Below are 25,301 nucleotides of genomic sequence, written 5' to 3'. Positions count from 1 at the left end.
GAAAGCGGGAATTTCGGATTCTTAGCTGGGTGGACAAGGCGATACAATGGCGGGCATGAACGTTAAGGACACTGGGGTGAAGCAGAATACCGAGATGCAGGCCATTGGCCTCAATTTCGAGCGCTGGCAGGATGCGGTCGAGGCGGCCATCGCCAGCGACCGCTTAGCCGTTACCGGTGAGGTGCGCGGTGGCCAGCTCATTCAGTTCACCGATCCGTCGGGCGCGCAGCTTAATATCCTCGCGGTAGAGCCTTTTGCCACCTTCATCGGCTTCGATGCCGTCACGCAAGGGTTTGCCCACGTGGAGATGGTCAACGATGTCCTGGCCCTGCTGGAAATCATCGATCCTTTCGGCACCACCATCGCCCAGGCCACCGCAAACCTGGCGCAGGGGCCTATGCTTGTCGACGAACCCTTGCAGCAGTGGCAGCAAATTTCCCTAACCGCCATGGGGCTGGATGTGCGCACCTACGATTCCGCCGCTGCCTATGAGGCGGCCGAGGGCGAGTTCCCCGCGCTCTTCGAATCCGCGGGGGCCAAGGTTATTTCCTCCGGCTCCGGTGCCAAGGTCCCGACCCCTGCCGCCTCCTTTGCCGCACGCGTCATGGAATCTGAGTGGCGCACCAACGAGCTGACCGGGGAGAAATTCGCTCACCTCGTCATGGATGGCCTATTCCCCTTCGACCTCTGCCTGCCAGTGGGAGCCGGCGAGCTGCCGGCGAAGGACTCTATCGTGGCCGGTACCGCGATGCTTACGGCGTCTATTGAGCTGCCCAGCGGCGGTTGCGGCGATGGCGCTGGCTGCGGTTGTGGCTCCGGTGGCTGCGGCTGCGGCAGCCATTAGAACGGATATAAAGGCCTGGTGAAATAGCTGTGTGGATGCCCTTCCCTGAAAATGCGAGGAACCGGCGGGTAATGGTTCTCGTGCTGATCCTGGTGGGATCAGTGGCGGTTGTGGCAACCCTGAAAGTCTCCGGGGTTTTCATTGCAGCGCTGCTCATCGCGGCGGCACTGCTTATGCTGCATACCCGGCCGGATGCCTCGGAGCAGGCAGCACTGCGCAGTTCTATTCGCCTTTCGGCGGAAGACATCGAAGACGTCCTGGCGGAATACGAGGACTTCCGCTCCTCCGCGGCCGCCGAAAAAATGGCGGACCGCACGCTCTACCGGCCGGCGCTTTTAGATTTGGATTGTTCCGACCCCACCATCCAAGCCTTCCATTACGAGCTTTCCGGCGCCCGGCGGTTCCTGCGTCGGTTGAACTTGCGCGTTAATGCGGAAGAAATTAGCACCAACGAGTTGGAATCTTTGCTCAGGGTCACCGATGAGCGCGCCCGCGAACTGAAAGAAACGTGGTTGTCTGCCCGCCGTGCTGCCTTCGCGCTCGGGCCGAAGTATGAAAAGAACGAAGTAGAAAATCGCGCGCTGCGCCGCCAAGAACTCGAAGAGCAAGCCTTCGAGGAAGGCGAAGGGCGCAGCGCCTAAACACTAGCCAGACACGAGGCGGTCTACAGCGAGGTCTCGCCGGTAGCGACGATCGCGGAAGGTCCGGTCAAGCGCGAGCCGCCCTCGTAAATATCGACGATAACTTCCCCGCCCGGTACGTGTACGTGCACGGTGCCGTGGGGGGTGCTGGTGTGGTCAACGGCGGCGTCGGCAAGCGCGGCGGTCGCTGCCGCCACAGTGCCGGTGCCGCAGGAGCGAGTCTCTCCTACTCCGCGCTCGAAGACACGCATGTGCACGTGGCCGTCGCACAGTGGAGTCACCAGCTCGACGTTTACGCCATCCGGGAAGAAAGCCGCATCGACAACGGGTTGCTCCAGCGTCTTTGCCGCGAGCTCCTTAGCCTCCAGCCCCGGCAACACGGCCGCCAGGTGGGGATTTCCCATGTCTACGCCCAAACCGGCATATTTTTCCCCCGCCATGGATGCGGTGGACACGCCAATTACTTCGGCCGGGCCCATCTCCACCGTGACCTCGGCCGCGTGTGCATCACACGAATGGACAGTAACGAGCTTGGCGCCCGCCCGAGTGCCGATGGTGAACTTATCTTCGTCCACTAGGCCTCGCGAGCGCAGCCAGTGGGCGAATACGCGGGTGCCGTTGCCGCACATTTCGGCCACGGAGCCATCGGCATTGCGGTAATCCATGAACCAATCATAGGGCGCAATGCCCTCGGCCAGTTCGGCGATTTCACCTGCTGCGAGCAAAGCATCGGCGCGCACGACGCGCAGCAAACCATCGCCTCCGATACCGGCGCGACGATCGCACAGCGCCGCTACGCGCTCGGGACTAAGCGGCGTGGCAGCCGCGTGGTCTTCCACGATGACGAAGTCATTTTCAGTTCCATGACCCTTGGCAAATTTCATGTTCCCTACCCTAGCGCGCGCAACGCCTGGGCGGCCGTATCGCCTGCAGCATCCAGCCATGTAATGCGCTTATCGCGGTTGAACCAGGAGCGCTGACGGCGCACATACCGCCGCGTCCCGGTAATGGTGCGCTCTACCGCCTCATCCCACGTGAGTTCGCCGCGCTGGGCTTGAAATACCTGGGCATAGCCGATGGCGCGGCCAGCGGTGGAATCAGCCACCAAGCCTTGTCCTTGGAGATTCTCCACTTCCTCGATAAGCCCACGCTCAAACATTTGGCGGGTGCGCAGCTCAATGCGCGGATTCAACCAGTCCGCGGTGGTGCGCAGCCCCAAGAGGCTGGTTCCCCACCGCGGCGGGGCGTCCTTCGGCGGCTGGCTGGCCTTATAAGGCTTGCCGGTTAGTTCAATGACCTCGAGCGCGCGGACAGTACGGCGTGGGTCCTTATCTTCAATAATGGCGGCCGCGGCCGGATCCACCTGCGCCAGCTCCTCATGCAACGCGTCCGTGCCGATTTCTACGCGCCGCGCCTCGTACTTGGCGCGCACGGCAGGGTCGGTGGGTGGGAACTGCCAGTCGTCGACAAGCGCTTGGGCATAGAGCATGGAGCCACCGACCAGAATAGGCGTTTTGCCGCGGTCCATGATACCTTCCACGTCCGCGATAGCATCGCGCTGGTAGCGCGCCACGGAAGCGGTCTCGGTCACCTCCCACACATCGAGCTGATGGTGCGGGATCCCCTCGCGCTCGGCCGGGGTGAGCTTGGCGGTGCCAATATCCATGCCGCGATATAACTGCATGGAATCGACGTTGACCACCTCTCCGTCTAGTTCATGCGCAAGCGCCAGACCTAAGGCAGATTTTCCGGAGGCGGTGGGACCAAAGACTGCAATCGGGTGCATTAGACCTCCCATCCTGCGACATAGCGGCCAACGCCCAAGGTGGCATCGGTGGCCAAAAGCTGTGCTTTCTTTGGCCGCAAGCCCGCCAATTCCTCCCACAGTGCGGGTTCTATGACGCCGCGCTGGGAAAGCCACTTACCTGCCCTGCTTGCCGACGCCCCCATCAGCACCTCCTCGCACCACTCGTGCGCCGCCTGGGCGTCTGGAACAAGCGACAAGGGGGCGCGATCGGTTAGGCCTGCACTGCCATCTGCCACGACGATGGTCAGCGCCGCTGGATCCGGCTGGCCGATAGCCTCCCGACTACCGCGGACGCTAAGCTGCGGCACGCTGTGTAGTACGTAGCGCGCCATTATCTCGGGCAAAAAATTGCCGCCGCCCAGGTCCGTGGCTGCTCCCCAGGCCTGTAAACTGCCGGTATGGGCGGTATACCAGCGCTGGTCTTGGCTGCCAACGATATCCACGGCTGTGATACCGGCCGCGGCAGCCTCCACCGCAAGGGAGCGAGCAGCGGCGAGCAGTGCGCGAGAGGTAGCGTCATGAGCGGAAAGCTCCACGGCCAGCGCTGGTGAGGCTGGCATTACCATGAGATTGAACATTATTTCTCCATACTATCTACCCAAGTGGAGGTAATTAAATAGAATCTGGGCGCGCGCGAGATATTCGCGGTAATGTATCCAATGATTTTATCCGGCAGCCGTGACGCGCGGCGATCTATGCATAGGAGGGCTTGTCATGTCTCCCATCCCTACCCCAGGTTCCATGCCCAAGAAGGGCCCTCGCCCCACTGCAAAGCCTGTTCCCGTGCAGGCACCAAGCAAGAATGACCCGGCCAAATGGGGCCGCGTCGACGCGGATGGTTCCGTCTTCGTTTCCGCTCCGGAGGGCGAACGCAAGATTGGCGAATGGCAGGCCGGCACTCCCGAGGCGGGTCTGCAGCACTATGGCGCGCGCTACGACGATCTCTCCACCGAAATTGAACTGCTCGAGGCTCGCCTGCGCGCCAACCCCAGTGAGGCCGCTGGCATCAAGAAGACCGCAGCGCAATTACGCGAAACCCTGCCTACCGCTGCGGTTATCGGTGATATCGCAGCACTTGACCGCCGCCTTGTTGCCGTCATTGAGCACTCGGTAGAAGCCGGCGAGCAGGCGCAGGCCGATAAGGAGCGTCGCCGCGAGGAAGCTATTGCTGCCAAGGAGAAGCTGGCGGCGGAAGCAGAAGAGATTGCCGAAAACTCCACCGAATGGAAGGCCGCCGGTGACCGCATCCGCGCCATCTTGGAAGAGTGGAAGCAGATTAAGGGCATTGATCGCAAGACCGACGATGCCCTGTGGAAGCGCTACTCCCGCGCCCGCGACTCCTTCAACCGTCGTCGGGGCTCCCACTTTGCCGAGCTGGACCGCGCCCGTGCGGTTGCCCGCAAGAAGAAGGAAGAACTCGTCGAGCGTGCCGAGGCCATCCAGGATTCCACCGAGTGGGGCCCCACCGCCCGCGCCTACCGCGATTTGATGACCGAGTGGAAGGCCGCCGGCCGCGCCCCGCGCGACGTGGACGATAAGCTTTGGGCCCGCTTCCGCGCCGCCCAGGACAAGTTCTTCAATGCCCGCAATGCCGTCAATGACGAGCGCGACCGCGAGTTTGCAGAAAATGCCAAGGCCAAGGACGCCTTGATTGCGGAATACGACGGCCAGATCGACCCGTCCAAGAGCATCGAGGGTGCGAAAGCCAAGCTGCGCGAGCTGCAGGAAAAGTGGGAAGAGGTAGGGTTCGTTCCCCGCAAGCAAGTACGCGAGTACGAGTCCAAGATTGAGGCGTTGGAGCAGCGCGTCACCGAGGCTGAAAAGTCCGAGTGGCGCCGCACCGACCCTGAGGCGCAAGCACGCGTGGCGCAGTTCCAGGCTAAGGTCGATGAGTTTAACTCTCAGGCCGAGGCAGCTGAGGCCAAGGGCAATGCGAAAAAGGCCGCTGATCTGCGCGCACAGGCCGAGCAGTGGCAGGCTTTTGCCGACGCCGCCGCTAACGCCGTCAACGATAAGTAGTGCACCTCGTCCACATTGCGCGTCCACCGCGGCCGCCGCACGCATCTCCCGTTGACGCACGGCCCAGCGAACCAGCGGATTGCATTCGCAGCTTCGTCTTTTGGGCCAATTTGGCGGCCCAAGAAGCAAGCGGCGATGCCGCGGCATCGACGTCACCGGGCCGCGTGGTCCAGCGCCTGCAGGGTTCTAGCGAATCACAGACCCATCTCTTTGCCGTAGTGGACGGCGACTCCACCCTGGGCGAGGTCTCTGAGCTTGGGCTGCCGCTAATACCTGCGGTGGAGCCCAGCCCAGAGCTGGACTACCTCGGATTCATCCACCTCAGCCTGCCGCTTTTAGAAGAGCGCGAAACCGCCGAGATCGAATGCGTGCTGTGCGATCTGCCTCTCCCTGGGCAAGAACTCGAGGAGGAAGGGCAGAAAGTAGCCGAGTGGATGGGCATAAAGGCGCTGGAGCTTGCCCGGAAGCTCGGCCGCACCATTGCGCACGTCGGTCTTCTGCATCCACCGGGGACGGACCCAGACTACGATGTCATGGGAAGCGTCTACCGCCAGCTGGGGTTTAAGCACCGGCATGCAGAACACCAACTCGTGATGGACATCCCCGAAAGCCCCGTGGCGGCACTCCTTCCAGCGGGAATCACCTCGCAAGCGTGGGCTGATTACGACATCCCAGAAAGCCACCTCGACGAGGTCATGCGGCTGCTTACCCTAGCCTCCCAAGACGCGGAGACCGGGGATTTGACGGTGGAGCCCATCGTCTGGACTCGCACGCGGTTGCGCGAAGCCCACAGCCGGCTGCGTTCTCGCCGCGGACATACGTTACTTATCGCACTCACCAGCGAAGAGGGGAAAATCCTCGCGCTGGCAGAAGTAGCCAGGCACGAGGATGCGAATCCTGAGGTAGCCGAGTGGACTTTGACCGTCACCGATCGTCCGCACCGGCGCCGCGGACTCGCGCAATTAGCCAAGCTCACAGCGCTTCACGCCGTTGCACGCCATTGGCCACAAGTACGTCGTTGCTACGGCTCCGTGGCGGACAAAGACGAAGCGATGAATGCCATCTACCGTAGATTGGGTGCCCGAGAGCTTTCCCGCTCTTGTGCATGGGAGTTGCGATTGCGAGACTAGAGCCGCAGGCGTCACAGATAAAGGCGCGGCGGCGCGCTTTTTACTCGCCGCGTTGGGCGCGGTGACGCTCAGCAGCTTGCTTGCGGCGATTATCCACAATTGGCACCTGCCGCGGCGCCGCGTTAATAGCAGGTTGGAATTCGCCCACCTCATCGAGCTGTCCCGCGGTGGCACGCACTTGAGCCTCGGCAGCCTTTTGCTCTGGGCTGCGGCGCAACGCCACTAAGCAATAGGCCAAAAATGCTAGGAAGGTAGCCAGCATTCCTACCCACATTCCCAGCGATGCCCCGTCAGCGGTAGACCCGCGGAACCAGAAACCCCACAGGTTGGCAAAGAAGGACACAGTCACCAGCATCCAAGCGACAAGTCCAGGCGTAGCTCGGCGGGTAAACAGTGTCACCGGGGTGAGAACGCCCAATCCAAGGAGAGCGAGCCACGCGGAGACGGTTTCCATGAGGGATATTCTGACTCCGCTGGACGTGGTACCGAAGGTCAACGCTTCCCAACCGTGTGAGGGGCCGGCGTAGGGCAAAACCAGGTAGAGGATATAAGCCACCACCGCGATGCACAGTGTGACTTTGTGGCCGCCGAGGTCCATTGTTTGTGCTGCGCGGCGCTCCGCGGTAGCTGCTTTCTGGGCGGCGGTGGTGGGCTTTTCCTCAGTCATGGGTCCCTAGCCTACTCCCCTCTTAGCAACCGCAAGAATCGCCGGATTCAGCGGCCGCTGGCTTTCCAATAGACGGCAATCCCAGACCCACGCCGATGGGCGCCGTCGTCGGGGTCTCACCGGCGGCCGACATGTCGCCGGCCTTGGTGCGGGTGTGGGAGGTAACGGCGGCGTCGGCAAGCAAGAAGAAAGAACCCGCACCGGTGACCTGAGTATGGACCACATCGCCCGGGCGAATCGCGGTGGAGATGTCCGCGCCGTCAGAATCAACCGGGGTGAAGTGCACCAAGCGCCCATCACGAGCGCGACCAGTCATGCGGTGGGTCTCATCGTTCTTGCGGCCGCCCTCTGCCTGGACCAAAAGTTCAACGTCTGTGCCGATGAGCTTCTTGTTCTCCTCGGCCTGGATGCTATCTTGCAAAGCAACGAGGCGCTCGAAGCGATCTTGGACGACGTCCTTGGGAATCTGGTCCTCCATTTCCGCGGCCGGGGTGCCTGGGCGCGGCGAATACTGGAAGGTAAAGGCAGAGGCAAAGCGGGCGCGGCGCACCAATTCCATCGTGTCTTGGAAGTCTTCCTCGGTCTCGCCTGGGAAGCCCACGATGATATCCGTGGTAATCGCGGCGTGCGGAATCTTCTCCCGTACCTCATCCAAAATCCGCAGGAATTTCTTCGTGCGGTAGGAACGGCGCATGTCCTTGAGAACCTTGTCGGAGCCGGACTGCAGCGGCATGTGCAACTGCGGGCACACGGACGGGGTCTCCGCCATGGCGTCGATAACGTCAGAAGTAAACTCCGCCGGGTGCGGGGAGGTAAACCGCAGGCGCTCAAGGCCTTCGATCTTGCCTACCTCGCGCAGCAGCTTAGAGAAAGCGAAGCGGTCGCGCGGCATCTCCGGATCGGCGAAATTAACGCCATAGGCATTAACGTTTTGTCCCAGCAAGGTGACCTCAGATACGCCCTGATCCACCAGCGCTTGGACTTCGGCCAAAATGTCGCCCGGCCGACGGTCCTCTTCTTTACCGCGCAGGGAAGGAACGATGCAGAAGGTACAGGTGTTATTGCAGCCTACTGAAACAGAAACCCAGCCGGCATAGGCAGACTCACGCTTGGCCGGCAAGACGGACGGAAACGCCTCGAGGGAATCGACAATCTCCACTTGGGCTTCATCGTTGTGGCGAGCGCGCTCTAGCAGGGTCGGAAGAGCCGCCATGTTGTGGGTGCCAAAGACGGCATCGACCCACGGTGCATTATCAAGGACAGTGTCCTTGTCCTTTTGCGCCAGGCAACCGCCCACGGCAATCTGCATGCCTGGGTGGTTTTCCTTGGTTTTCTTCAAAGCGCCCAAGGTGCCATAGAGCCGCTTATCGGCATTCTCACGCACGGCGCAGGTATTAAAGACGATAAGGTCTGGCTCTACACCTTCGCCGGCGGCCGAGTAGCCTGCCTCCTCCAAAAGGCCAGAGATGCGCTCGGAATCATGCACATTCATCTGGCATCCGAAGGTTCGGACTTCATAAGTACGGGTATCTGCGATTGTCTGCTCCACGTCGGCATAGTTTAGCCATGTAGTTAGGCATCTCATAACTGCCGGACTTGGCCATTCCGGCGCTACCCTTCCTTGGCCGTATCAGTCCTCTGCGCGCAGTTCCGCGCACCGCGCGTCAAGCGCTGCGATTGCGATCTGCAATGACATTCCTTCATTGAAGCCGCGGCGTGCCAGCACACCCACGATGCGGCGTAGGGCCTTGTCGCGCTCCTTGCGATCCGGCGGGACAGTCTTAATGGAGCGAGCCTTCTTTTCCGCAAGGGCCTGCGCCATGGCTTGTTCATCGGCAGGGTCAATTTGCTCGAGGGCCTCAGCACGGTCGGCCTCGCTCACGCCCTTTTCCCGCAATTCCCTGTTGAGAACCGAGCTGGACTTGCCGCGCCGCTTATGCCGTTGGCGCACCCACTCGTGTGCAAAGGCTGCGTCATTCACCAGCCCCGCGTGGGCTAAATCATCTAGCACGTCCTCAACGACATCTGGCTCAAACTCGGCCTTTACCAGACGATCATAGAGCTCTTTCCGGGACCTAGAACGCTGATCCAAAAGGCCCAGCGCCCGAGAGCGGACCTTGGCCTTGGCTTCCTCTGCCTCTCGATCAAAAAGCCCGCCCCCAGCTGCTCCATTCTCATAGGCCTCGAGGGCCTGACGGAGTTGGGCGAGCTTTTCGGGGGCGGGCTGATTCATGATGCAGATTCAAATGGTACGCGGTGTGCGGGTGCGGGTTAGACGATTCTAGTCGTCGTCAAAATCGACGTTTGGAACGAGATCAACGGACTCATCGGTCAATGGGTCATCGGCGCCAGGAACATCCATCGCGGCAGCCTCTTCACCCTCGGCCGCAGCCTCGCCGATGCCAAGCTTCTGGAAAATCTTCTGCTCGATTTCATTGGCAAGGTCCGGATTATCCTTCAGGAAATTACGCGCCTTCTCCTTACCCTGGCCCAGCTGGTCGCCTTCGTAGGTAAACCAGGACCCGGACTTGCGGATGAAGCCGTTTTCGACGCCAAGGTCGATGATGGACGACTCGCGAGAGATGCCTTCGCCATACATGATGTCGAACTCGGCAATCTTAAATGGTGGCGAGACCTTGTTTTTTACTACCTTGAGCTTGGTGCGGTTACCGATGGCATCCTGGCCATCTTTTAAGGTCTGGATGCGGCGGATATCGCAGCGCACGGAAGAGTAGAACTTGAGCGCCTTACCACCGGTGGTGGTCTCTGGCGAGCCGAACATCACGCCAATCTTTTCGCGCAGCTGGTTAATGAAGATAGCGGTGGTACCGGAGTTGTACAGGGCACCGGTCATCTTGCGCAGCGCCTGCGACATCAGGCGGGCCTGGAGGCCGACGTGGCTATCGCCCATTTCACCTTCAATTTCCGCCTTCGGGGTAAGTGCAGCAACGGAGTCAACGACAATGATGTCAATTGCGCCAGAGCGTACCAGCATATCGGCGATCTCCAAGGCCTGTTCGCCGGTATCTGGCTGGGAAACCAAAAGGTTATCGGTATCCACGCCAAGCAGGCGAGCATACTGCGGGTCGAGCGCGTGCTCGGCGTCAATAAACGCGGCAATGCCGCCGTCCTTTTGTGCAGATGCAATGGCGTGCAGCGCAACAGTGGTCTTACCAGAAGACTCCGGGCCATAAATTTCTACGATGCGCCCGCGCGGGAAACCACCAATACCCAGAGCAACATCGATTGCGGTATTACCGGAAGAAATGGCCTTAATCGGTGGGCGGTTGTCATCACCCAGGCGCATCACAGCGCCTTTGCCGTAATCCTTCTCAATCATGGCCATTGCGGCATCGAGGGCCTTTTGGCGGTCATCTCCCTTAGAGGCGGCAGAAGAAGACTTCTTTTTGGTTGCCATTAACTTTCATCCTTATCTTTAACGACGATGTACTAACGCATTATTAGACTGCCGTGGAACTCAAACGGTTCCCTCCGTCAACGCCATCCCACTGTAGACGACTGCATCGACACCTCCGCCATATTACATACATCTGTTCGAATTTTGAAAGTGAACACGCCAGTCCGCCAAATTCGACGGCGCTATAAAGTAGGGTAATCGACCCCCAACCTGCGCTCCTTCGGTACATCAAAGTCATCGCACAGGCTCAGCCAGACGCGACGCGGATCGACGCCGCGTTCGATAAGCTCATCGGGCGTTGCCCCGAGGTCGGGCAAGACATGGGAGTGACTAATCCACTTTCCCTTAGACTCGCCAAATTCGTCCACAATGAGCTGGTGATACTCAGTCAATCGCATGCGCGCCATCCTACTCAGCACTAAAGCACGGGCGCCAGCGGTCCAGAAAGTGTCGATTGGGAGCCCGCCGCAATGGCCCCACCTCACAATTATCAGCCTCAGATGAACACCGTTCAAAACCCTCAATTGTCTGCAGTTTTCATGCAGTGCTAACCTCTTGAACATGAAAAAGAACTCTCTGGCAACGACCATTGCCTATGTTGCCGTGTTTACCGCTCTCGTCATCGTCCTTGCCTTCGTGTCCATTCCCATCGGTTCGGCCGGCGTGCCCATCGTGTTGCAAAACGCAGCGCTGATCCTCGCCGGCCTTATTTTGGGTAGCAAGCGCGGCGGTTACGTGGGACTCCTCTTTTTGTTCCTGGGCCTTGCCCTCCCAGTTTTAGCAGGTGGCGGTACCACGCTGCGTGCCTTGGCAGGCCCAACCGCGGGCTACATCATCGGCTATGTTCTCTCGCCAGCGGTTGCAGGTGCAATTGCCTACCGCTCCCCTAAGAACAAGGGTGGCATGGCGGTCATACTTGCCATCGCTGCCATTGTCGGCCTTGCCGTCCAATACATCTGCGGCGCCTTTGGTCTCATGATCCGCTCTGGCTTGGAAATTGGGCCAGCCTTCGCAGCCCAATTGCCCTTCATCCCTGTCGATGCCGGAAAGCTTGTCGTTGCCGTCATCATCGCTCTCGGTGTTCACTCGGCCTTCCCCGATCTGATGGGACGAAAGGCCGCCTAGTGCCCACGATCGAATTTTCCTCGGTTTCGGTAGCTTTTGATGACACCGTGGTGCTCGAGGACATTAACCTCACCCTCACCGAACAACGCATTGGCATCATCGGCCAGAATGGTGGCGGAAAATCCACCTTGACCAGGCTCATTAATGGGTTGGGCGAGCCTAGTGCCGGTACGGTGACGGTGGACCAGATGGACGTCGCCAAGCAGGGCAAAAAGGTGCGCGAAAAGGTGGGCTTTGTCTTTTCGGATGCCGAAAACCAGATTGTCATGCCCAATGTGCGCGATGACGTCGCCTTTTCGCTCCGCCGTTTTAAGCTGCCCAAACACGAGCGCCTCGCCCGCGTGGATGCTGCCCTCGAGCGCTTCGGACTCGCCGAATTTGCTGAGCGCTCACCGCATACGCTCTCCGGCGGACAAAAGCAGCTCCTCGCGCTGGCAGCGGTCATGGTCATCGACCCGATTCTCATCATCGCTGATGAGCCCACTACCCTGCTGGATCTGCGTAACCGCGATCGAATCAAAAGAGAATTCGCGCGATTGGAACAGCAACTAATTGTGGTGACGCACGATCTGGAATTTCTGCGCGATTTTAATCGGGTCATTTGCATCGATGACCACCGCATCGCCGCGGATGGCCGACCGGCGGAGGTCATAGATTTTTACCAAGACCTCATGGCCCAGCGGCCGCTGTAGGGAGAATTGTCATGCAACGACGCACGAATCTCCCACTTTCCGTCTATGTTGATGGCACCAGTTTTGTTCATCGCATCAAACCCAGTTGGAAGATCGCATTCCTCTTAGTCTTTATCCTTGTTACCAGCATCTTTTTCAAGTCCATTCCGTGGGCAGCAGGCGGGGTCATCTTCGTTGTCATCCTTTATGCTTGCGCTCGGATCCCACTGGGCATTGCGTGGAGTCAAATCTGGCCGCCTCTCTTTTTCCTAGTCCCGTTGGCAGGCTTTCAATGGTGGGCAAAGGACTTCGACTATGCGGCGGTGATGTTCCTCAATGTCTTCGCCGCTATGATGGCTGCCTTCTTGCTCACGCTGACCTCCACGGTAGATGAAATCATGGAGTCGCTGGAAGAGTCGCTGCAGCCCCTAAAGCGACTAGGAATACCGGTAGAAAACATCAGCTTGGCTATGTCACTGACTATTCGGCTCATCCCGCTGATGTTTGAAACCGTCTATGAAGTCCTAGATGCCCGCAAAGCGCGCGGTGCCGGGATGTCCCCGCTGGCGTTTGGCACCCCCGTTATTATTCGCTCCATCCGGCGAGCGCGCGCGATGGGGGAAGCGTTGCAGGCCCGCGGCGTCGGTGACTAGCAGCGTAAGTTATCGCCTCCCTTGCACCACCAAATGATGGCCAAGGGAGGCGATAACTTTTTAAAAGACAGTCGAGGGTTTTACTCCCCACGCAACTCACGCAGACGGGCCTGTACAGCATCGTTGTTGGCACTGCCTGGCTGGGCAGCGCTGTCGGCAGCAGAGCCAGAAGCTTTATTGCCCTCAATGGCCTGAGCCTTATTGGCTTCCACGGACTTAGAGGAGTTCATTTCACTGCGAATCTGCTCCAAGCGGGAATGACCGGCCATCTGTATGCCCGCCTGCTGAACCTCGGCCATGCGGTTTTCCACGGAGTTCTCAGCAAGCTCGGCCTGGCCTAGCGCCTTGGAGTAACGGCGCTCAATCTTATCGCGCACAGCATCCAGAGACGGCGTATTGCCATTGGCAGTTAGCTCGTTCATGGAGTTCAAAGACTCAGAGACCTTTTCCTGCATTTTTGCCTGCTCCAGCTGGGAAAGCAGCTTGGAGCGCTCATTGACCTTTTCGCGCAGCGCGGCGTTATTACGCTGAACCGCATTCTTGGCCTTTTCTGCCTGCTGTAGTGCCTGGTCGTGCAGCTTCTTGGTATCCTCCACGGACTCCTCAGCCGTAACCAGCTGGGCGGCGAAGGCCTCTGCCGCGTTCTCGTATTCCACGGCCTTATTTTCATCGCCCTTAGCACGGGCCTGATCAGCCAATTCCAGAGCCTGGCGAGCATTGCCCTGCAGCTTTTCTACCTCTGCCAAGCGGCGGTTAAGCTGCATTTCCAGCTGACGCTGGTTACCAATCACGGCGGCCGCCTGCTGAGACAGCTCCTGGTGCTGGCGCTGAGCATCCTCAATAGCCTGCTCGATCTGCACCTTCGGATCGGCGTTTTCCTCGATCTTATTATCGAAGAGTGCCATCAGGTACTTCCAGCCCTTAACAAATGGGTTCGCCATGGTGTGCTTCAACCTTTCTAGGTTAAAAATGTGCGTAATGTTCTGCTGTTTATACTAGCGAAGCGCTGTTTCCACCGCTTGCACTCCCCGCGGTCGCGGGCGCTTGCCGACGCCCCCTTAACCACCACAGCCAACCCTCCTCGCGAGAGAATAGGCCGGCTGTTGACATAGACCGCTGTGTGCTAGAGCTCTGATGCGGCAGGTGCCGTATGGGCTAGCTCCTCATCCATAGAGGGCAGGGCCATGTAACCGGCTGCTTCAATCAATACGTCAGAGACCGAGCAATCTAGCGCGTGGCACACAGACGCAAGGAGCTCAGAGGAGACCTCCTTGCGACCGCGTTCGAGCTCTGAAAGGTAACCCGGCGACACGCGGGCCACCCCGGCCAATTCGCGCAGGGTCACTCCCTTGTCCGCGCGGAAGGCTCGCAGAGTCAATCCAAGTGCTTCACGCAAGAGCGGCTCGGGAGTACGCGCAGTGGTGGGCGCTGCTGATGCGGAGGCGCCAGTTACCGAGTGTTCGAGGACTGCAGTTGAAGTGTTCATCACTATGGTCAACGCCCCTTATCTCATTATTGTTCCCGCGGTAGCGGGTTTTCTTCCAAAATTGTGTCGAGGAGCCGCAAAGAGGCTGCAACCGTGGCTTCCCTGATTCCATTTCGCCCTGTACCCAACCCGGATAGTAATTGGGAGAAAGCAACCCTACCGGGCGAGTAGATTCCGATATAGACCGTGCCCGCCGGTTTGCCTTCCTGTAGGTCTGGTCCGGCCACTCCAGTAAGGCCTATCCCCCAGTCCGCTGCAGTTTCTGCCACCGCAGCGCGCGCCATAGCAATGGCAGTCTCCTCAGAAACGACACCGGCAGCCTCAATTTCGGCCACAGGTTGGTGCAAGAAGTGGGATTTAACCTCGGTGGCATAGGTAACCAACCCGCCACGCAACACAGCCGATGCCCCAGGAACTGACGCCACCGTAGCACTGGCCAACCCAGCCGTTAAAGACTCACAGAAGGACAAGGTTTCACCGCGCTCGGTGAGACCGGATACAAGCCTGGCCGCAGTAGTATTAATGGAAGACCACCTAGCTATTCTGCTTCTTGCCGTCAATGAGGTACTGGACGCCGGTAACTAAGGTCACCACTGCAGCCAACAGCATCACTAGGAAGGTAGGAACGTTCATCCACTCCGGCAACGGCCACAGATACAGCCCGACTGCCAAGGATTGCAATACAGTCTTCAGTTTGCCGCCCTTCGAAGCAGGTACCACCTTGCCGCGGCGCAACAACACCATACGCCAGATGGTGATACCGAACTCACGGATGAGAATGACCACGGTAATCCACACTGGCAGCACCCCGATGATGTTGAGGCATACCAGTGCGGTAGTCATAAGCGCTTTGTCCGCGATGGGATCAGCAATCTTGCCAAAATTGGTGATAAGGCCACGGGCACGTGCGATGTCCCCGTCGAGCTTATCTGTGAGCATTAAGGCCGTGAATAGGCCAAAAGCCCACCATTCATGGCCGGCAATGACCAGCCATGCGAAAACCGGAATGAAAAGAATGCGCAGGCTGGTGAGAATATTTGGCAGGTTCCAATTGGACACCTGCGGATTCACATCCGAGGATTGCGCTGACTGTGTTCCGGGTTGATTCACGTTATACATACTACCTGTTAGCACCAAGCACCTGCGCTTGGATGCCCCTGCATTTTAAAATGCGAAGCATGAAGTATTTTGCTGTTAGCTACGACTACAACCCCAATAATCCTGAGATTGCTAAGGCTCGCCCCGCGCACCGCGAGTTTACCGCGCAACTTTTTGAGGAGGGCACCATCATTGCCACCGGCCCCTTGACGGACTCCAAGGGCGGCGCACTCATCATTGTGGGGCTGGCCGACGACGCCGTGGTCGCCGACGCCATCGCCCTCATGGACAAAGACCCCTTCTACCAAGCCGGCTGCATCACCGGCCGCAGCTTCCGCGAATGGAATCCCGTAAACGCCCGCTTCTAGTGTGGTAGCTCTTCCTTGGGCAGGTCTTCGGCCTTGCCCAAGAATTCGCCCTTCTTGTTCCGGACGATCTTATTGCCCTCCTCGTCCCAGTCGAAGTGATTGTGCGATACCGGTACTCCGCCTTGGTTCTCATCGCGTTTGTTTTTAATAATCGAGGCGATAACCGTAATAACCAGGACGCCCACGATCACGATAAGTGAGGTGATGGTGGAAAATTCTGGGATCGACTCCACGTTCTCGCCGCCGTTGACAAACGGCAAGTTATTCTCATGCAGCGCATGGAACATGAGCTTTACACCGATGAAGCCCAAAATGATGCCCAAACCATAGGGCAGGTACACCAAGCGGTCCAGTAGGCCATCCAGCAGGAAATACATCTGGCGCAATCCCATGAGGGAGAAAGCATTCGTGGTAAAGACCAAGAACGCTTCCGAGGTAATACCGTAAATGGCCGGAATGGAGTCGAAGGCAAACATCACGTCGATAAGGCCGATGGACACCAACGCAATAAAAAGCGGGGTGAACGCGAATTTACGCTTGCCCGAAGAATCTTCCACGCGGTGCGTAAGCTTATCGCCGTGGTAGCGCGGGGTGACGTGGACTACCTTGCGGATCAGCTTGATGATGCCCATGTCATTGGGATCGGTTTCGGGGGCGTCCCGAATCTCGTCGACGATGAGCTTGATCGCTGTGTAGATGAGAAATATCGCGAATAGGTAGAAGATATCGGACCATGCCGCGATGACCGCAGCACCCAAAAGGATAAACACCAGGCGGCATGCCAAGGCAATAACGATACCGATGAGCAATACCTTTTGCTGGTACTTACGCGGGATCTTGAAGGCGCCCATGATAAGCGCGAAAACAAAGAGGTTATCTACGGATAGCGCCTTCTCTGTCACGTAACCCGTGAGGTATTGGATGCCGTGCTCGTGGTCCCATACGGCCCACACACCGGCACCAAAAAGTAAAGCGATACCGACATAGAATAGGGTCCAGAACCCGGATTCCTTCAGCGTCGGCTCGTGCGGGGTGCGCACGTGGGAGTAGAAATCAAAAACAAAGAATCCAAGAATGACGACGATGGAAATCGCCCAGATCCACAATGGCACATGCATTGGTACATCCCTCCGGTCGAAGATACAACAAAGTGACCGGAGGTCTCCCCCGCCCGGCTAGATAGCTGCAGCCGGGCCGGCACGACCGGGAGCATAACGCTTCCGTGCTGACGATCGGTGCCGAAGGATGGGGTACTCCCCTCCAAGACCCGTCCAACTTTACACGATCTTAGAAGGCACCTGTCGAAGGGTTATACGTTGCCTGGACGGTACGAGTGTCGCCAGCATCGCCCTGCGGGGAGGAATCGGAGCCTGCGGAGGAGGCGTCGGAAGTAGCGGCAGCTTCGTCCTCCTCTTGCTGTTGCATCTCCTCCTGAATTTCCTTTGGCGCCTCGGCAGGGTCGGCGCCCTTGATCATCCAAATGATGGTATCGAGCTCTTCCGGCTTCACTAGGACCTCGCGGGCCTTGGAGCCCTCGGACGGTCCGACGACGCCACGAGATTCCATCAGGTCCATCAGACGACCGGCCTTGGCAAAACCGATGCGCAGCTTGCGCTGCAGCATCGAGGTCGAGCCCAACTGGGCGGTGACCACCAGCTCGACGGCTTCGAGGAGGTCGTCCATGTCCTTGCCAATTTCCTCATCGATTTCCTGCTTGGCCTCGGATTGCTTCTCTTCAGTCACGCCCTCGGTGTAGTTCGGCGCGGCCTGCGACTTGGCGGCATCGACAACCGCCATAACCTCATCATCTGAGACGAATGCGCCCTGCATACGCACAGGACGCTTGCCCTGCGGGATAAAGAGGCCATCGCCCATACCAATAAGCTTTTCAGCGCCACCTTGGTCCAAGATGACGCGCGAGTCCGTCAGCGAGGACGTTGCGAAGGCCAAGCGCGATGGAACGTTGGTCTTAATCAGACCGGTGACCACATCCACGGACGGGCGCTGGGTTGCCAGTACTAAGTGAATACCAGCGGCACGCGCCTTCTGGGTGATGCGGACAATGGAGTCTTCAATCTCCTTCGGTGCGGTCATCATCAGGTCTGCCAGCTCATCGACGACGCAGACGATGTACGGGTACGGGCGAACCTCGCGTTCGGACCCTGCGGGAGCTTGGTATTCACCGGCGACAACCTTGCGGTTGTAGTCCTCGATCTTGCGCACGCGAGCGGACTTCATATCCATGTAGCGCTGTTCCATCTCTTCCACCAACCACTGCAGAGCGGCGGCCGCCTTCTTTGGTTGAGTAATGATGGGCGTAATCAGGTGCGGAATGCCCTCGTAAGGGGTAAGTTCCACCATCTTCGGGTCCACCAGAATTAGGCGTACCTGCTCTGGAGTAGCGCGGGTAAGCAACGAGACCAACATGGAGTTCACGAAGGCGGACTTACCGGAACCGGTAGCGCCGGCAACTAGCAAGTGCGGCATCTTCTGTACCGAGAAGGAGGTGTATTCGCCTTCGATATCCTTACCCAATCCAATAAGCATCGGGTCAGGAGAGCTGGTCATGCTAGGCGCATCAAGCACCTCACGCAGGTGTACCATCTCGCGGTCTGGGTTGGGAACCTCAATGCCAACAGCTGACTTGCCGGGGATAGGCGTCAGCAAGCGCAGGTTATCCGTGGCTACGGCGTAAGCGAGGTTGGACTGCAAATTCGTAATCTTGGATACCTTGACGCCTGGCCCCAGCTCGATTTCATAACGGGTCACTGTTGGACCACGGCTGAAACCGGTGACTTGCGCATCCACCTTGAACTCTTCAAAGACATCGGTAATGGCCTCGATAATGCGGTCATTAATCTCGGTGCGCTCCTTGGCTGGGGTGCCTGGAGTCAACAAATCCGTAGAAGGAACCGCGTAATTCTCGTTGCCAAACTGTGCGGCGGGCGCGGCAGCGGGCGCCCCAGCTGGCGCGGGCGCACCGGCAGTACCCGTTCCCGCTCCTGATTCGGCCGCCGGTTCAGAGCTATCCACCTGCGCGCCGGTCGTTGCATCGCGTCCAGAACGTTCACGGAAGAGCTGGCGGGCCTTCTCGTGCGCGGACGATACTGCATCCGCGCCTCCTTGTGTAGCGGCCCCAGCGGCCCCAGCGGCAGCACCTGCCACCGCGGCTCCAGCGGCTCCGGCAGCACCGGCACCTGCAGCCTTAGCTGCGCCACGTGCCGCCCCTGCAGCTCCCGCAGCGCCAGCGGCTGCCCCCGCAGCCGATCCCACAGCGGAACCGGCGGCGGTACCCGCTGCTGAAGCAGAGCGAGCAGAGTCAAATGCGGAGCGCTGGCCAGCGGTGCCCAGAACGCGGGTCGGCTCCGAGTCTACGGAGTCTGGCTGGGCCGGCGAAGACGCAGCAGGACCTTCTACGACTGGAATCTCATCGGTATCCTCAATATCGCGCGAAACTGGCTTCTCCGCCGGAGTGGACACGGACTGAAAGCCGCCACGCGTTGGCGCGCTAAAGGTACGGGTTGCTTCGTCCCCCTCCGCCGCAGCGGGGGACTCTATGGGATAAGAGGAACCACGCGGAGCGGAGCCTTCAGTGCGGTCTCGGAAAGCGCGCAGGCTTCCACCGCGTTCAGAGGTTCGGCGCTTGGCAGCAGGTCGAGCTGGGCGGGTGCTGCGCTCACACCCTTCCGCAATATCATCGATATCGCCGGTGACGTGTCCATAGAGGTCATCGCCTTCGTCTTCGTAATAATCTTCATCCGCACCGCCAAAGCGAGAGAAAGCTGCAGCGATGGCATCAGCCACCAACTCATAAGCCTCGCGGATGGTGATTCCGGTGACCAAAAGGGCGCCGTAGATAATGACGAGGAAAAGCAACGGCACTGCAACGAAGGAGGTAAAAGCAGTCTCCAACAGGCCACCAATGGCATAGCCGATTACTCCGCCCGCGCCACCGGCACTTTCCGGGGTAAAGCCAAGTTCAGGGGTGCCAGCAAAGATATGGATCAAGCTGAGCATGGCCAATACAATGACGCTAATTCCGCCCACAATGCGCGGCTTAAAATGCCCCGCCGGGCCGGAGATATCCATCATCAAGGCAATGGCCAAAGCCACTAAGGCCACTGGCAGCACCCATGCGCCCGCACCAATGACATAGCGCACGATATTGCCCACCCAGGCACCTACTTGGCCAGCGACGCCGAACCAGACCGTAGCCGCGAGCACGATGGAAATACCTATGAGTACGAGTGCCACCGCATCGGGATTTTTCACCTGAATGCCGCGCGACTCCGACTCACCCAATTCCATGGTCGAAGGGTGTTCTTCCGCTGCTTCATTGGCACGAGTAACCTTGCTTTTCTTTTTATTCTCCCCGCGTGCAGAAATTTCTTCCGGCTCCCTTGTCGTCTCGTACTCCTCGGTGTCATATACGTCTTCGCTCGGCTTCAGCCCGGCCATTCCATGGCTTACACCTCGCGCCATGTTTCCCATGCCGCGCGCCGTGGCACCAAACACTGCGCCCAAGCCCTTGCCGACGGCCCGGAACGCACTACCAGTGCGCTCCTGTGAGGTCGCTGCAGCACGCCGATGCGAGGACGTCATAGCCAAGGTTTCCGGCATGCCAGCACCGGACCGGCTGCGGCCAGATGGCCGTGAACGATTCGTCTTTCGGCGCGTCCCGCGCGAAGAGGCATTTTTGACAGACATGCCTATACCTTAACCGTGACACCCCATAAATCACATTAGCCACACGCGTTTCCCCCGAGGCCTAGGGTCATAATCTAAAGTCACACCCCCAACGGCGCACGACGATTGCGATAATAGTACTAATTCAAGGCTAGAGAGTTGACCGTACGGCGGCTTTGGCATCTCCCTCGAGCGTGACTTCGGCAGCGTCACGACCGAAGGACCACAGAATCAGTTCGCCTACCTCCCCCGATACTCGGACTACGGCATCTCCCTTATCTGCTACGCCGTGCTTATCTGCGGCGACAATGCGCGGTAATCCTTCGGGCTGCATAATGACCGGGCGAGTCGAGTTTCGCAGGGCCACCTTAGCTAAGAGCTTCAGGTAGCTATGCATCTGCTGTTTGATTCGTGCCGAGAAATCTCGCGGACCCATGCCATTAGCCCGGCGAATGTCCTCGTGGTGAACAAAATGCTCTACAAAGTTTTGCTGTGCATCCACGAAACGAACGGGGTTATAGGTAGCCGGTCCCCTCCCCCAGTCATCAACGAGCTCATCAAAGTCGCGTTCGGCAACCTTCCGCGATTCCTTTTCAAGGTGGCCGGACAATGCCTTGACAAAAATTCCAGCGGCTGCATCGGGGCGATTTTCCCGCACCCACAGATGTACGGCTAGGTCACGGGTAGTCCAACCCTCGCACAAAGTAGGGGCATCAGGACCAAGCTTATGAAATAGCGCGACCATTTTGGCGCGCTCAGCAGAACAAAACGACATAGGCCCCAGCATACCGAGCTAGCTGGCATGCTGGGGCTGCGTCTGCCTTTATACGAAGAACCCTGCTATTTACAGGGACTCACGAGAAGCATCTACGTCTTCATCATCGGTAACCAATGGGCCGGAGTTGGTCGGCACGATGGTCGGCAGAATGACCGGCTCGCGCTTGTACTTCGAATCCATAAGTTTAGATACCTTGCGGCGCAGTTTCTGCACCATGCGGTAGGTATCGTTCTCGCCCTCGGCGGCGAGATCATTCATGGTGTTTTCTACCATTTCTGCGACCTCCGGCACGATGCCGCGGTCATCATCGGAAAAGCCTGTGGTAGATACCGTTGGGTGCTCCAATAGGCGCGAGGTGCGGTTATCAATCACGCACGTGATAGATACCACGCCACCAGTTCCCAGGTTGGTGCGGTCGGCCAAGGTATCGGCATCCACATCGCCCATGGACACACCATCGACGTAGAGGTTGCCCACCTGCATCTGGCCTACGACCTCGGCGCGGCCCTTGCGCAAATCCACGACGACGCCGTTTTGCGCCAGCACCGTACGATCGCGGTCCACACCGGTGGAAATGGCCAGCTCCTTATTGGCACGAAGGTGGCGCCACTCGCCGTGCACCGGCATAGCGTTGCGCGGGCGCGCTGCGTTGTACAGGAATAGCAGCTCACCGGCATAACCGTGGCCCGAGGCGTGCACCTTGACGTCTTGGTTAGTAATGACGTTGGCGCCAATCTGAGACAGCATATTAATCACGCCGTAGACCGCTTCCTCATTGCCCGGGATAAGCGAGGAGGAGAAGATGATGGCATCGCCATCACGTACGGTAATTTGGCGGTGCTCGCGACGAGCCATGCGCGATAGAGCGGCCATTGGCTCACCCTGCGTACCGGTGGTAATGAGCATGGTCTTGTGCGGAGCCATCTTGGCAGCCTCATCAATGGGGATAATGGTGCCGCGAGGGACCTTCAAAAAGCCCATCTTTTCCGCGATTTCCATGTTGCGCATCATCGAACGGCCGTTGAAAGCCACCTTGCGGCCATTTGCCACGGCAGCGTCGATGGCAGCCTGCACGCGGTAGACGTTGGATGCAAAGGAAGCCAAGATAACGCGCTGCTTCGCGCCGGCAACGAGACGCTTAAAGTTGGCGGGGATATCTCCCTCAGATGCAGATACACCAGGCACGGTGGCATTGGTGGAATCACACAGCATGAGGTCGACGCCCTCATCACCGTAACGAGACAGGGCTGGCAGATCGGTTGGACGATTATCCAGTGGGGTCTGATCCAGCTTGATATCACCGGTATGGATGATATTGCCCGCTGGGGTTCCCAACATGATGCCCAAGGCGTCCGGTACGGAGTGGTTAACTGCCCAGAAGCGAACCCGGAATGGTCCATAAGTCACGTCGGATTTTTCATTAACCTCGACGAACTTCGGCTTCTGACGATGTTCCTTACACTTCGCGGCAATGAGCGCGATGGTAAAGCGGGAAGCAACAATAGGGATATCTGGGCGCAGCTTCAGCAGCCACGGAATAGCTCCGATGTGATCCTCGTGCGCGTGAGTAACGACGAGGGCCTTGACCTTGTGGATCTTCTTCTCGATGGGGCCAAAGTCAGGCAGGATAAGGTCCACGCCCGGCTCACCGGAAGACGGGAAGAGCACACCACAGTCAATGATGAGGAGGTCATCACCGTACTCGAAGACGGTCATATTGCGACCGATCTCCGAGATTCCGCCCAAAGCATAAATGCGGAGTGCATCCTTCGGCTGCTTTGGCGGCTCTGGCAAACGCTTGGTTAGATCCGCACCTTGCATCGACTTGGGCACGTTGCGGCGACCACGGTTATTGCGGCCGCGGCCCTTACCGTTGCCATTTTTGTTGTTGCCGCCATGGTTATTATTTCCACCATGGTTATTGCCGTTGCCGTTGCCACCACGGCCACGGCCGCGACTACCACGGGAACGGGAGCGGCGGTTGTTACCGCCGCCATCATGGTGGTTATCGGAAGAATTCTTTTTGCCAGAGTTGTCCTTATCGCCCTTAGCCGGCTTATCCTGTGCGGAATTGCCAGCATCAGTAGCTGGGGCTTGGAAAACTGGCGAAGCCGCCTCGTTGGAGGCGGTTTCGTTTTCCGCCGGTGGGCCCGCCTTGCGGGTCACCTTGCGGGAACGGTTACGGGGTTCATTCATTCTTAAAGGGCTCCAGATTGTTCCAGATCACGGCGAAGTACCTCGCGTTCCTCCTCGCTCGCAGCGGTAACAGGAAGACGGGTATCGCCAACTTCGATGCCCTGCAGGCGCAGGGCTTCCTTTGCAAACGTCGCTCCGCCCAACCGTGCTTGTGCCCGGGTAAGCGGAAGGAGCGTTGTGGTATTGATTTCTCGGGCGCGGGCCATATCGCCCGCGTCGAAAGCTTCATAAAGCTCTGCCAAGGCACGCGGCACAACATGGCCGATGACGGAGATGAATCCAGAAGCGCCGAGGGAAAGCCACGGCAGGTTAATCGGATCATCACCGGAATACCAGGCCAGACCGGTTTCTTGGATCAGTTCTGCGGCCGCAGGAAGGTCGCCCTTGGCGTCCTTCACGGCTTGGATATTCGGCAAATCCGCAAGGCGGCGGAGGGTATCCGGCGCCACTGGGATGCCCGAGCGGCCAGGAATGTCATAGACACAGATTGGTAGATCCGTGGCTTGCGCGACTGCGGCGAAGTGCTCATAAACACCCTTTTGGGAGGGCTTCGAGTAGTACGGAGTCACCACCAATAGGCTATCTGCCCCCGCATCCGCGGTGGCTTTGGCCAACTTGATGGAAGCTGCGGTGTCATTCGTTCCGGCACCGGCGCATAGCTTTGCGCGATCTCCGACTTCTTCCTTTACGGCTTTGAGCAGCTCCAGCTTCTCTTCAACCGACGTGGTCGGTGATTCGCCCGTGGTTCCACCTAGGATGAGCGAATCAACGCCATTGTCTACGAGATGAGCCGCTAGGCGACGACCTGCTGCAACGTCCAGCGCACCGTCACGGTCAAACGGGGTAACCATGGCGACGCCGATGCGTCCAAAGGTGTCGACGCCAGTCTTTGCTGTCATACCTGTGCTCATAGGCGTCAAGATTACCCTTTTGGCTAACAATTAGCCGCATCGGGGTCTCGCGCGTGTTAGGCGTAGGGGCTTGCTGCCATCTGGGTGCCATCAGCCAACGTGGTGATATTGAAGTCATTAAAGAGCACCGGCGCCTTGCTCTGCAGCAACTTCAAGCACTCTACCGCGACGTGGCGCAGCTCTTCATCGGCCTGTTCCGCGGCACGTGCACCGATAAAATGCCGCCACGCGCGATAATTGCCGGTGACGACGATGCGGGTTTCTGTTGCGTTGGGAAGCACGGCACGGGCCGCCTGGCGAGCCTGCTTTTTACGCAGGAGTGCATTAGGCTCATCCAGTTTCTCTTCGAGCGCGCTGAGCAGCTCGTCATAGACAAAGCGAGTTTCATCTACAGCCTGCATGACCAACCGGCTAAGCTGCTCGTCTTCGGCCACCAATTTAGGCAAAACCACTTCAGTTTCATCTGGGTGGACAAAGCGCTGGGAAAGCTGCGAGAAGGAAAAGTGCCGGTGGCGTACAAGCTCATGGCTCGCCGAACGCGACAGCCCCGTGATGTACATCGTTGCTGTGGCATGCTCAAGCAATGCGGTATGACCTACCTCCATGATGTGGTGCAGATAGGCTTCATTCGTTGCCGTGCGGGGATTTGGTTTGTCAAAAGACTCGTAGCACGCTCTTCCAGCAAACTCGACTAGTGCTTCCCCATCTGAGGCCGAATCATCCGCGGTCCAGTCCACAGTACGCGGGGCGTGAAATTGCGTTGCGGCAATGAGCTGAATGTCTAGCTCACTTGCTTTAGCCAT

At 58.7% G+C, this 25,301-nt stretch carries 26 protein-coding genes; 8 read left to right on the top strand and 18 right to left on the bottom strand.

Annotated features, from left to right (window positions below; genetic code table 11):
• Nucleotides 1–46 precede the first annotated feature (46 nt).
• Complete coding sequence (locus WMP97_RS01570; RefSeq protein ID WP_340439655.1) at nt 47–844, top strand: hypothetical protein; 798 nt, start codon at nt 47–49, stop codon at nt 842–844.
• Between the two features lie 35 nt (nt 845–879).
• Nucleotides 880–1,485 (top strand): hypothetical protein, encoded by a 606-nt coding sequence (locus tag WMP97_RS01565; RefSeq protein WP_340439654.1) that lies wholly within the window; start codon nt 880–882, stop codon nt 1,483–1,485.
• Nucleotides 1,486–1,508: 23 nt separating this feature from the next.
• On the opposite strand, the gene dapF is transcribed toward WMP97_RS01565, so the two are convergent.
• From dapF to WMP97_RS01550, 3 genes are read right to left on the bottom strand one after another with little or no spacing between them, the layout of a single operon-like run.
• On the bottom strand, nt 1,509–2,369 hold the full coding sequence (gene dapF / locus WMP97_RS01560; RefSeq protein WP_239204174.1) for a diaminopimelate epimerase: 861 nt from the start codon (nt 2,367–2,369) through the stop codon (nt 1,509–1,511).
• Nucleotides 2,370–2,374: 5 nt separating this feature from the next.
• Entirely contained in the window at nt 2,375–3,283 is a 909-nt protein-coding gene (miaA, locus tag WMP97_RS01555; RefSeq protein ID WP_259824649.1) for a tRNA (adenosine(37)-N6)-dimethylallyltransferase MiaA, read from the bottom strand.
• Nucleotides 3,271–3,870 carry a hypothetical protein gene (locus WMP97_RS01550; RefSeq protein WP_340439652.1) on the bottom strand — a complete coding sequence of 200 codons (600 nt, stop codon included), beginning with the start codon at nt 3,868–3,870 and terminating at the stop codon, nt 3,271–3,273. Before WMP97_RS01550 ends, miaA begins: the two co-directional genes overlap by 13 nt.
• A gap of 136 nt (nt 3,871–4,006) precedes the next feature.
• Between WMP97_RS01550 and WMP97_RS01545 the strand changes: the two genes are divergently transcribed.
• Nucleotides 4,007–5,311: a DUF349 domain-containing protein gene (locus WMP97_RS01545; RefSeq protein WP_340439651.1), complete on the top strand. Its 1,305-nt coding sequence runs from the start codon at nt 4,007–4,009 to the stop codon at nt 5,309–5,311.
• A complete protein-coding gene (locus tag WMP97_RS01540) occupies nt 5,311–6,441 on the top strand; it encodes a GNAT family N-acetyltransferase (RefSeq protein ID WP_301731978.1) in 1,131 nt (376 codons plus the stop codon). Before WMP97_RS01545 ends, WMP97_RS01540 begins: the two co-directional genes overlap by 1 nt.
• A gap of 40 nt (nt 6,442–6,481) precedes the next feature.
• On the opposite strand, the gene WMP97_RS01535 is transcribed toward WMP97_RS01540, so the two are convergent.
• The 5 genes from WMP97_RS01535 to WMP97_RS01515 all read right to left on the bottom strand — a co-directional run bounded on the left by WMP97_RS01535 (nt 6,482) and on the right by WMP97_RS01515 (nt 10,924).
• Nucleotides 6,482–7,108: an Rv2732c family membrane protein gene (locus WMP97_RS01535; protein WP_023021364.1), complete on the bottom strand. Its 627-nt coding sequence runs from the start codon at nt 7,106–7,108 to the stop codon at nt 6,482–6,484.
• A 22-nt stretch (nt 7,109–7,130) separates the two neighbouring features.
• Nucleotides 7,131–8,693, bottom strand: a complete 1,563-nt coding sequence (gene miaB, locus WMP97_RS01530) for a tRNA (N6-isopentenyl adenosine(37)-C2)-methylthiotransferase MiaB (RefSeq protein WP_200288945.1) — start codon at nt 8,691–8,693, stop codon at nt 7,131–7,133.
• 45 nt (nt 8,694–8,738) lie between these two features.
• Nucleotides 8,739–9,341 (bottom strand): recombination regulator RecX, encoded by a 603-nt coding sequence (gene recX / locus WMP97_RS01525; RefSeq protein WP_023021362.1) that lies wholly within the window; start codon nt 9,339–9,341, stop codon nt 8,739–8,741.
• A gap of 48 nt (nt 9,342–9,389) precedes the next feature.
• Nucleotides 9,390–10,526 carry a recombinase RecA gene (gene recA / locus WMP97_RS01520; protein WP_200288944.1) on the bottom strand — a complete coding sequence of 379 codons (1,137 nt, stop codon included), beginning with the start codon at nt 10,524–10,526 and terminating at the stop codon, nt 9,390–9,392.
• Nucleotides 10,527–10,708: 182 nt separating this feature from the next.
• Nucleotides 10,709–10,924, bottom strand: a complete 216-nt coding sequence (locus WMP97_RS01515) for a DUF3046 domain-containing protein (RefSeq protein WP_005325117.1) — start codon at nt 10,922–10,924, stop codon at nt 10,709–10,711.
• A gap of 163 nt (nt 10,925–11,087) precedes the next feature.
• Here WMP97_RS01515 and WMP97_RS01510 point away from each other — a divergent pair, with 163 nt between their 5' ends.
• From WMP97_RS01510 to WMP97_RS01500, 3 genes are read left to right on the top strand one after another with little or no spacing between them, the layout of a single operon-like run.
• Nucleotides 11,088–11,651: a biotin transporter BioY gene (locus WMP97_RS01510; RefSeq protein WP_023021360.1), complete on the top strand. Its 564-nt coding sequence runs from the start codon at nt 11,088–11,090 to the stop codon at nt 11,649–11,651.
• Nucleotides 11,651–12,343, top strand: coding sequence for an energy-coupling factor ABC transporter ATP-binding protein (locus WMP97_RS01505; RefSeq protein ID WP_023021359.1), 693 nt, complete (start codon nt 11,651–11,653; stop codon nt 12,341–12,343). The genes WMP97_RS01510 and WMP97_RS01505 overlap by 1 nt, the downstream gene beginning before the upstream one ends.
• 11 nt (nt 12,344–12,354) lie before the next feature.
• Nucleotides 12,355–12,975 carry an energy-coupling factor transporter transmembrane component T family protein gene (locus tag WMP97_RS01500; protein WP_023021358.1) on the top strand — a complete coding sequence of 207 codons (621 nt, stop codon included), beginning with the start codon at nt 12,355–12,357 and terminating at the stop codon, nt 12,973–12,975.
• Nucleotides 12,976–13,055: 80 nt separating this feature from the next.
• Here WMP97_RS01500 and WMP97_RS01495 read toward each other — a convergent pair whose 3' ends face one another.
• The 4 genes from WMP97_RS01495 to pgsA form a co-directional block, all read right to left on the bottom strand.
• Nucleotides 13,056–13,916: a PspA/IM30 family protein gene (locus tag WMP97_RS01495; protein WP_200288943.1), complete on the bottom strand. Its 861-nt coding sequence runs from the start codon at nt 13,914–13,916 to the stop codon at nt 13,056–13,058.
• Nucleotides 13,917–14,098: 182 nt separating this feature from the next.
• A complete protein-coding gene (locus tag WMP97_RS01490) occupies nt 14,099–14,461 on the bottom strand; it encodes a helix-turn-helix domain-containing protein (protein ID WP_086587516.1) in 363 nt (120 codons plus the stop codon).
• Between the two features lie 26 nt (nt 14,462–14,487).
• The gene (locus WMP97_RS01485; RefSeq protein WP_340439670.1) at nt 14,488–14,985 is read right to left on the bottom strand and encodes a CinA family protein; all 498 of its coding nucleotides are present in this window, start codon (nt 14,983–14,985) and stop codon (nt 14,488–14,490) included.
• A gap of 10 nt (nt 14,986–14,995) precedes the next feature.
• Nucleotides 14,996–15,580 (bottom strand): CDP-diacylglycerol--glycerol-3-phosphate 3-phosphatidyltransferase, encoded by a 585-nt coding sequence (gene pgsA / locus WMP97_RS01480; protein WP_023021354.1) that lies wholly within the window; start codon nt 15,578–15,580, stop codon nt 14,996–14,998.
• 59 nt (nt 15,581–15,639) lie between these two features.
• Between pgsA and WMP97_RS01475 the strand changes: the two genes are divergently transcribed.
• On the top strand, nt 15,640–15,927 hold the full coding sequence (locus tag WMP97_RS01475) for a YciI family protein (RefSeq protein WP_204608652.1): 288 nt from the start codon (nt 15,640–15,642) through the stop codon (nt 15,925–15,927).
• Here WMP97_RS01475 and WMP97_RS01470 read toward each other — a convergent pair.
• The 6 genes from WMP97_RS01470 to thyX form a co-directional block, all read right to left on the bottom strand.
• Complete coding sequence (locus WMP97_RS01470) at nt 15,924–17,045, bottom strand: TerC family protein (RefSeq protein ID WP_150851270.1); 1,122 nt, start codon at nt 17,043–17,045, stop codon at nt 15,924–15,926. The two genes, WMP97_RS01475 and WMP97_RS01470, sit on opposite strands and share 4 nt — an antisense overlap.
• Before the next feature lie 169 nt (nt 17,046–17,214).
• Nucleotides 17,215–20,547 (bottom strand): DNA translocase FtsK 4TM domain-containing protein, encoded by a 3,333-nt coding sequence (locus tag WMP97_RS01465; protein ID WP_445293075.1) that lies wholly within the window; start codon nt 20,545–20,547, stop codon nt 17,215–17,217.
• Between the two features lie 217 nt (nt 20,548–20,764).
• On the bottom strand, nt 20,765–21,400 hold the full coding sequence (locus WMP97_RS01460; protein ID WP_340439649.1) for a TIGR03085 family metal-binding protein: 636 nt from the start codon (nt 21,398–21,400) through the stop codon (nt 20,765–20,767).
• Between the two features lie 57 nt (nt 21,401–21,457).
• Entirely contained in the window at nt 21,458–23,587 is a 2,130-nt protein-coding gene (locus WMP97_RS01455) for a ribonuclease J (protein WP_340439648.1), read from the bottom strand.
• Between the two features lie 2 nt (nt 23,588–23,589).
• Nucleotides 23,590–24,498: a 4-hydroxy-tetrahydrodipicolinate synthase gene (gene dapA / locus WMP97_RS01450; protein ID WP_284835403.1), complete on the bottom strand. Its 909-nt coding sequence runs from the start codon at nt 24,496–24,498 to the stop codon at nt 23,590–23,592.
• Between the two features lie 56 nt (nt 24,499–24,554).
• Nucleotides 24,555–25,301, bottom strand: coding sequence for an FAD-dependent thymidylate synthase (thyX, locus tag WMP97_RS01445; RefSeq protein WP_049361193.1), 747 nt, complete (start codon nt 25,299–25,301; stop codon nt 24,555–24,557).

This window comes from Corynebacterium sp. KPL4072, assembly GCF_037908395.1.
In the GTDB taxonomy this organism is placed as follows: domain Bacteria; phylum Actinomycetota; class Actinomycetes; order Mycobacteriales; family Mycobacteriaceae; genus Corynebacterium; species Corynebacterium kefirresidentii.
This window is presented reverse-complemented; position numbering and strand designations above follow the sequence as displayed.

What these genes read in the sequence shown, in the direction of transcription:
- WMP97_RS01570 (WP_340439655.1), top strand. Translation starts at nt 47, where the DNA reads ATGGCGGGCATGAACGTTAAGGACACTGGGGTGAAGCAGAATACCGAG.
- WMP97_RS01565 (WP_340439654.1), top strand. Translation starts at nt 880, where the DNA reads ATGCCCTTCCCTGAAAATGCGAGGAACCGGCGGGTAATGGTTCTCGTG.
- dapF (WP_239204174.1), bottom strand. Translation starts at nt 2,369, where the DNA reads ATGAAATTTGCCAAGGGTCATGGAACTGAAAATGACTTCGTCATCGTG.
- miaA (WP_259824649.1), bottom strand. Translation starts at nt 3,283, where the DNA reads ATGGGAGGTCTAATGCACCCGATTGCAGTCTTTGGTCCCACCGCCTCC.
- WMP97_RS01550 (WP_340439652.1), bottom strand. Translation starts at nt 3,870, where the DNA reads ATGTTCAATCTCATGGTAATGCCAGCCTCACCAGCGCTGGCCGTGGAG.
- WMP97_RS01545 (WP_340439651.1), top strand. Translation starts at nt 4,007, where the DNA reads ATGTCTCCCATCCCTACCCCAGGTTCCATGCCCAAGAAGGGCCCTCGC.
- WMP97_RS01535 (WP_023021364.1), bottom strand. Translation starts at nt 7,108, where the DNA reads ATGACTGAGGAAAAGCCCACCACCGCCGCCCAGAAAGCAGCTACCGCG.
- miaB (WP_200288945.1), bottom strand. Translation starts at nt 8,693, where the DNA reads ATGAGATGCCTAACTACATGGCTAAACTATGCCGACGTGGAGCAGACA.
- recX (WP_023021362.1), bottom strand. Translation starts at nt 9,341, where the DNA reads ATGAATCAGCCCGCCCCCGAAAAGCTCGCCCAACTCCGTCAGGCCCTC.
- recA (WP_200288944.1), bottom strand. Translation starts at nt 10,526, where the DNA reads ATGGCAACCAAAAAGAAGTCTTCTTCTGCCGCCTCTAAGGGAGATGAC.
- WMP97_RS01515 (WP_005325117.1), bottom strand. Translation starts at nt 10,924, where the DNA reads ATGCGATTGACTGAGTATCACCAGCTCATTGTGGACGAATTTGGCGAG.
- WMP97_RS01510 (WP_023021360.1), top strand. Translation starts at nt 11,088, where the DNA reads ATGAAAAAGAACTCTCTGGCAACGACCATTGCCTATGTTGCCGTGTTT.
- WMP97_RS01500 (WP_023021358.1), top strand. Translation starts at nt 12,355, where the DNA reads ATGCAACGACGCACGAATCTCCCACTTTCCGTCTATGTTGATGGCACC.
- WMP97_RS01495 (WP_200288943.1), bottom strand. Translation starts at nt 13,916, where the DNA reads ATGGCGAACCCATTTGTTAAGGGCTGGAAGTACCTGATGGCACTCTTC.
- WMP97_RS01490 (WP_086587516.1), bottom strand. Translation starts at nt 14,461, where the DNA reads ATGAACACTTCAACTGCAGTCCTCGAACACTCGGTAACTGGCGCCTCC.
- pgsA (WP_023021354.1), bottom strand. Translation starts at nt 15,580, where the DNA reads ATGTATAACGTGAATCAACCCGGAACACAGTCAGCGCAATCCTCGGAT.
- WMP97_RS01475 (WP_204608652.1), top strand. Translation starts at nt 15,640, where the DNA reads ATGAAGTATTTTGCTGTTAGCTACGACTACAACCCCAATAATCCTGAG.
- WMP97_RS01470 (WP_150851270.1), bottom strand. Translation starts at nt 17,045, where the DNA reads ATGCATGTGCCATTGTGGATCTGGGCGATTTCCATCGTCGTCATTCTT.
- WMP97_RS01465 (WP_445293075.1), bottom strand. Translation starts at nt 20,547, where the DNA reads ATGCCGGAAACCTTGGCTATGACGTCCTCGCATCGGCGTGCTGCAGCG.
- WMP97_RS01460 (WP_340439649.1), bottom strand. Translation starts at nt 21,400, where the DNA reads ATGCTGGGGCCTATGTCGTTTTGTTCTGCTGAGCGCGCCAAAATGGTC.
- WMP97_RS01455 (WP_340439648.1), bottom strand. Translation starts at nt 23,587, where the DNA reads ATGAATGAACCCCGTAACCGTTCCCGCAAGGTGACCCGCAAGGCGGGC.
- dapA (WP_284835403.1), bottom strand. Translation starts at nt 24,498, where the DNA reads ATGAGCACAGGTATGACAGCAAAGACTGGCGTCGACACCTTTGGACGC.
- thyX (WP_049361193.1), bottom strand. Translation starts at nt 25,301, where the DNA reads ATGGCTAAAGCAAGTGAGCTAGACATTCAGCTCATTGCCGCAACGCAA.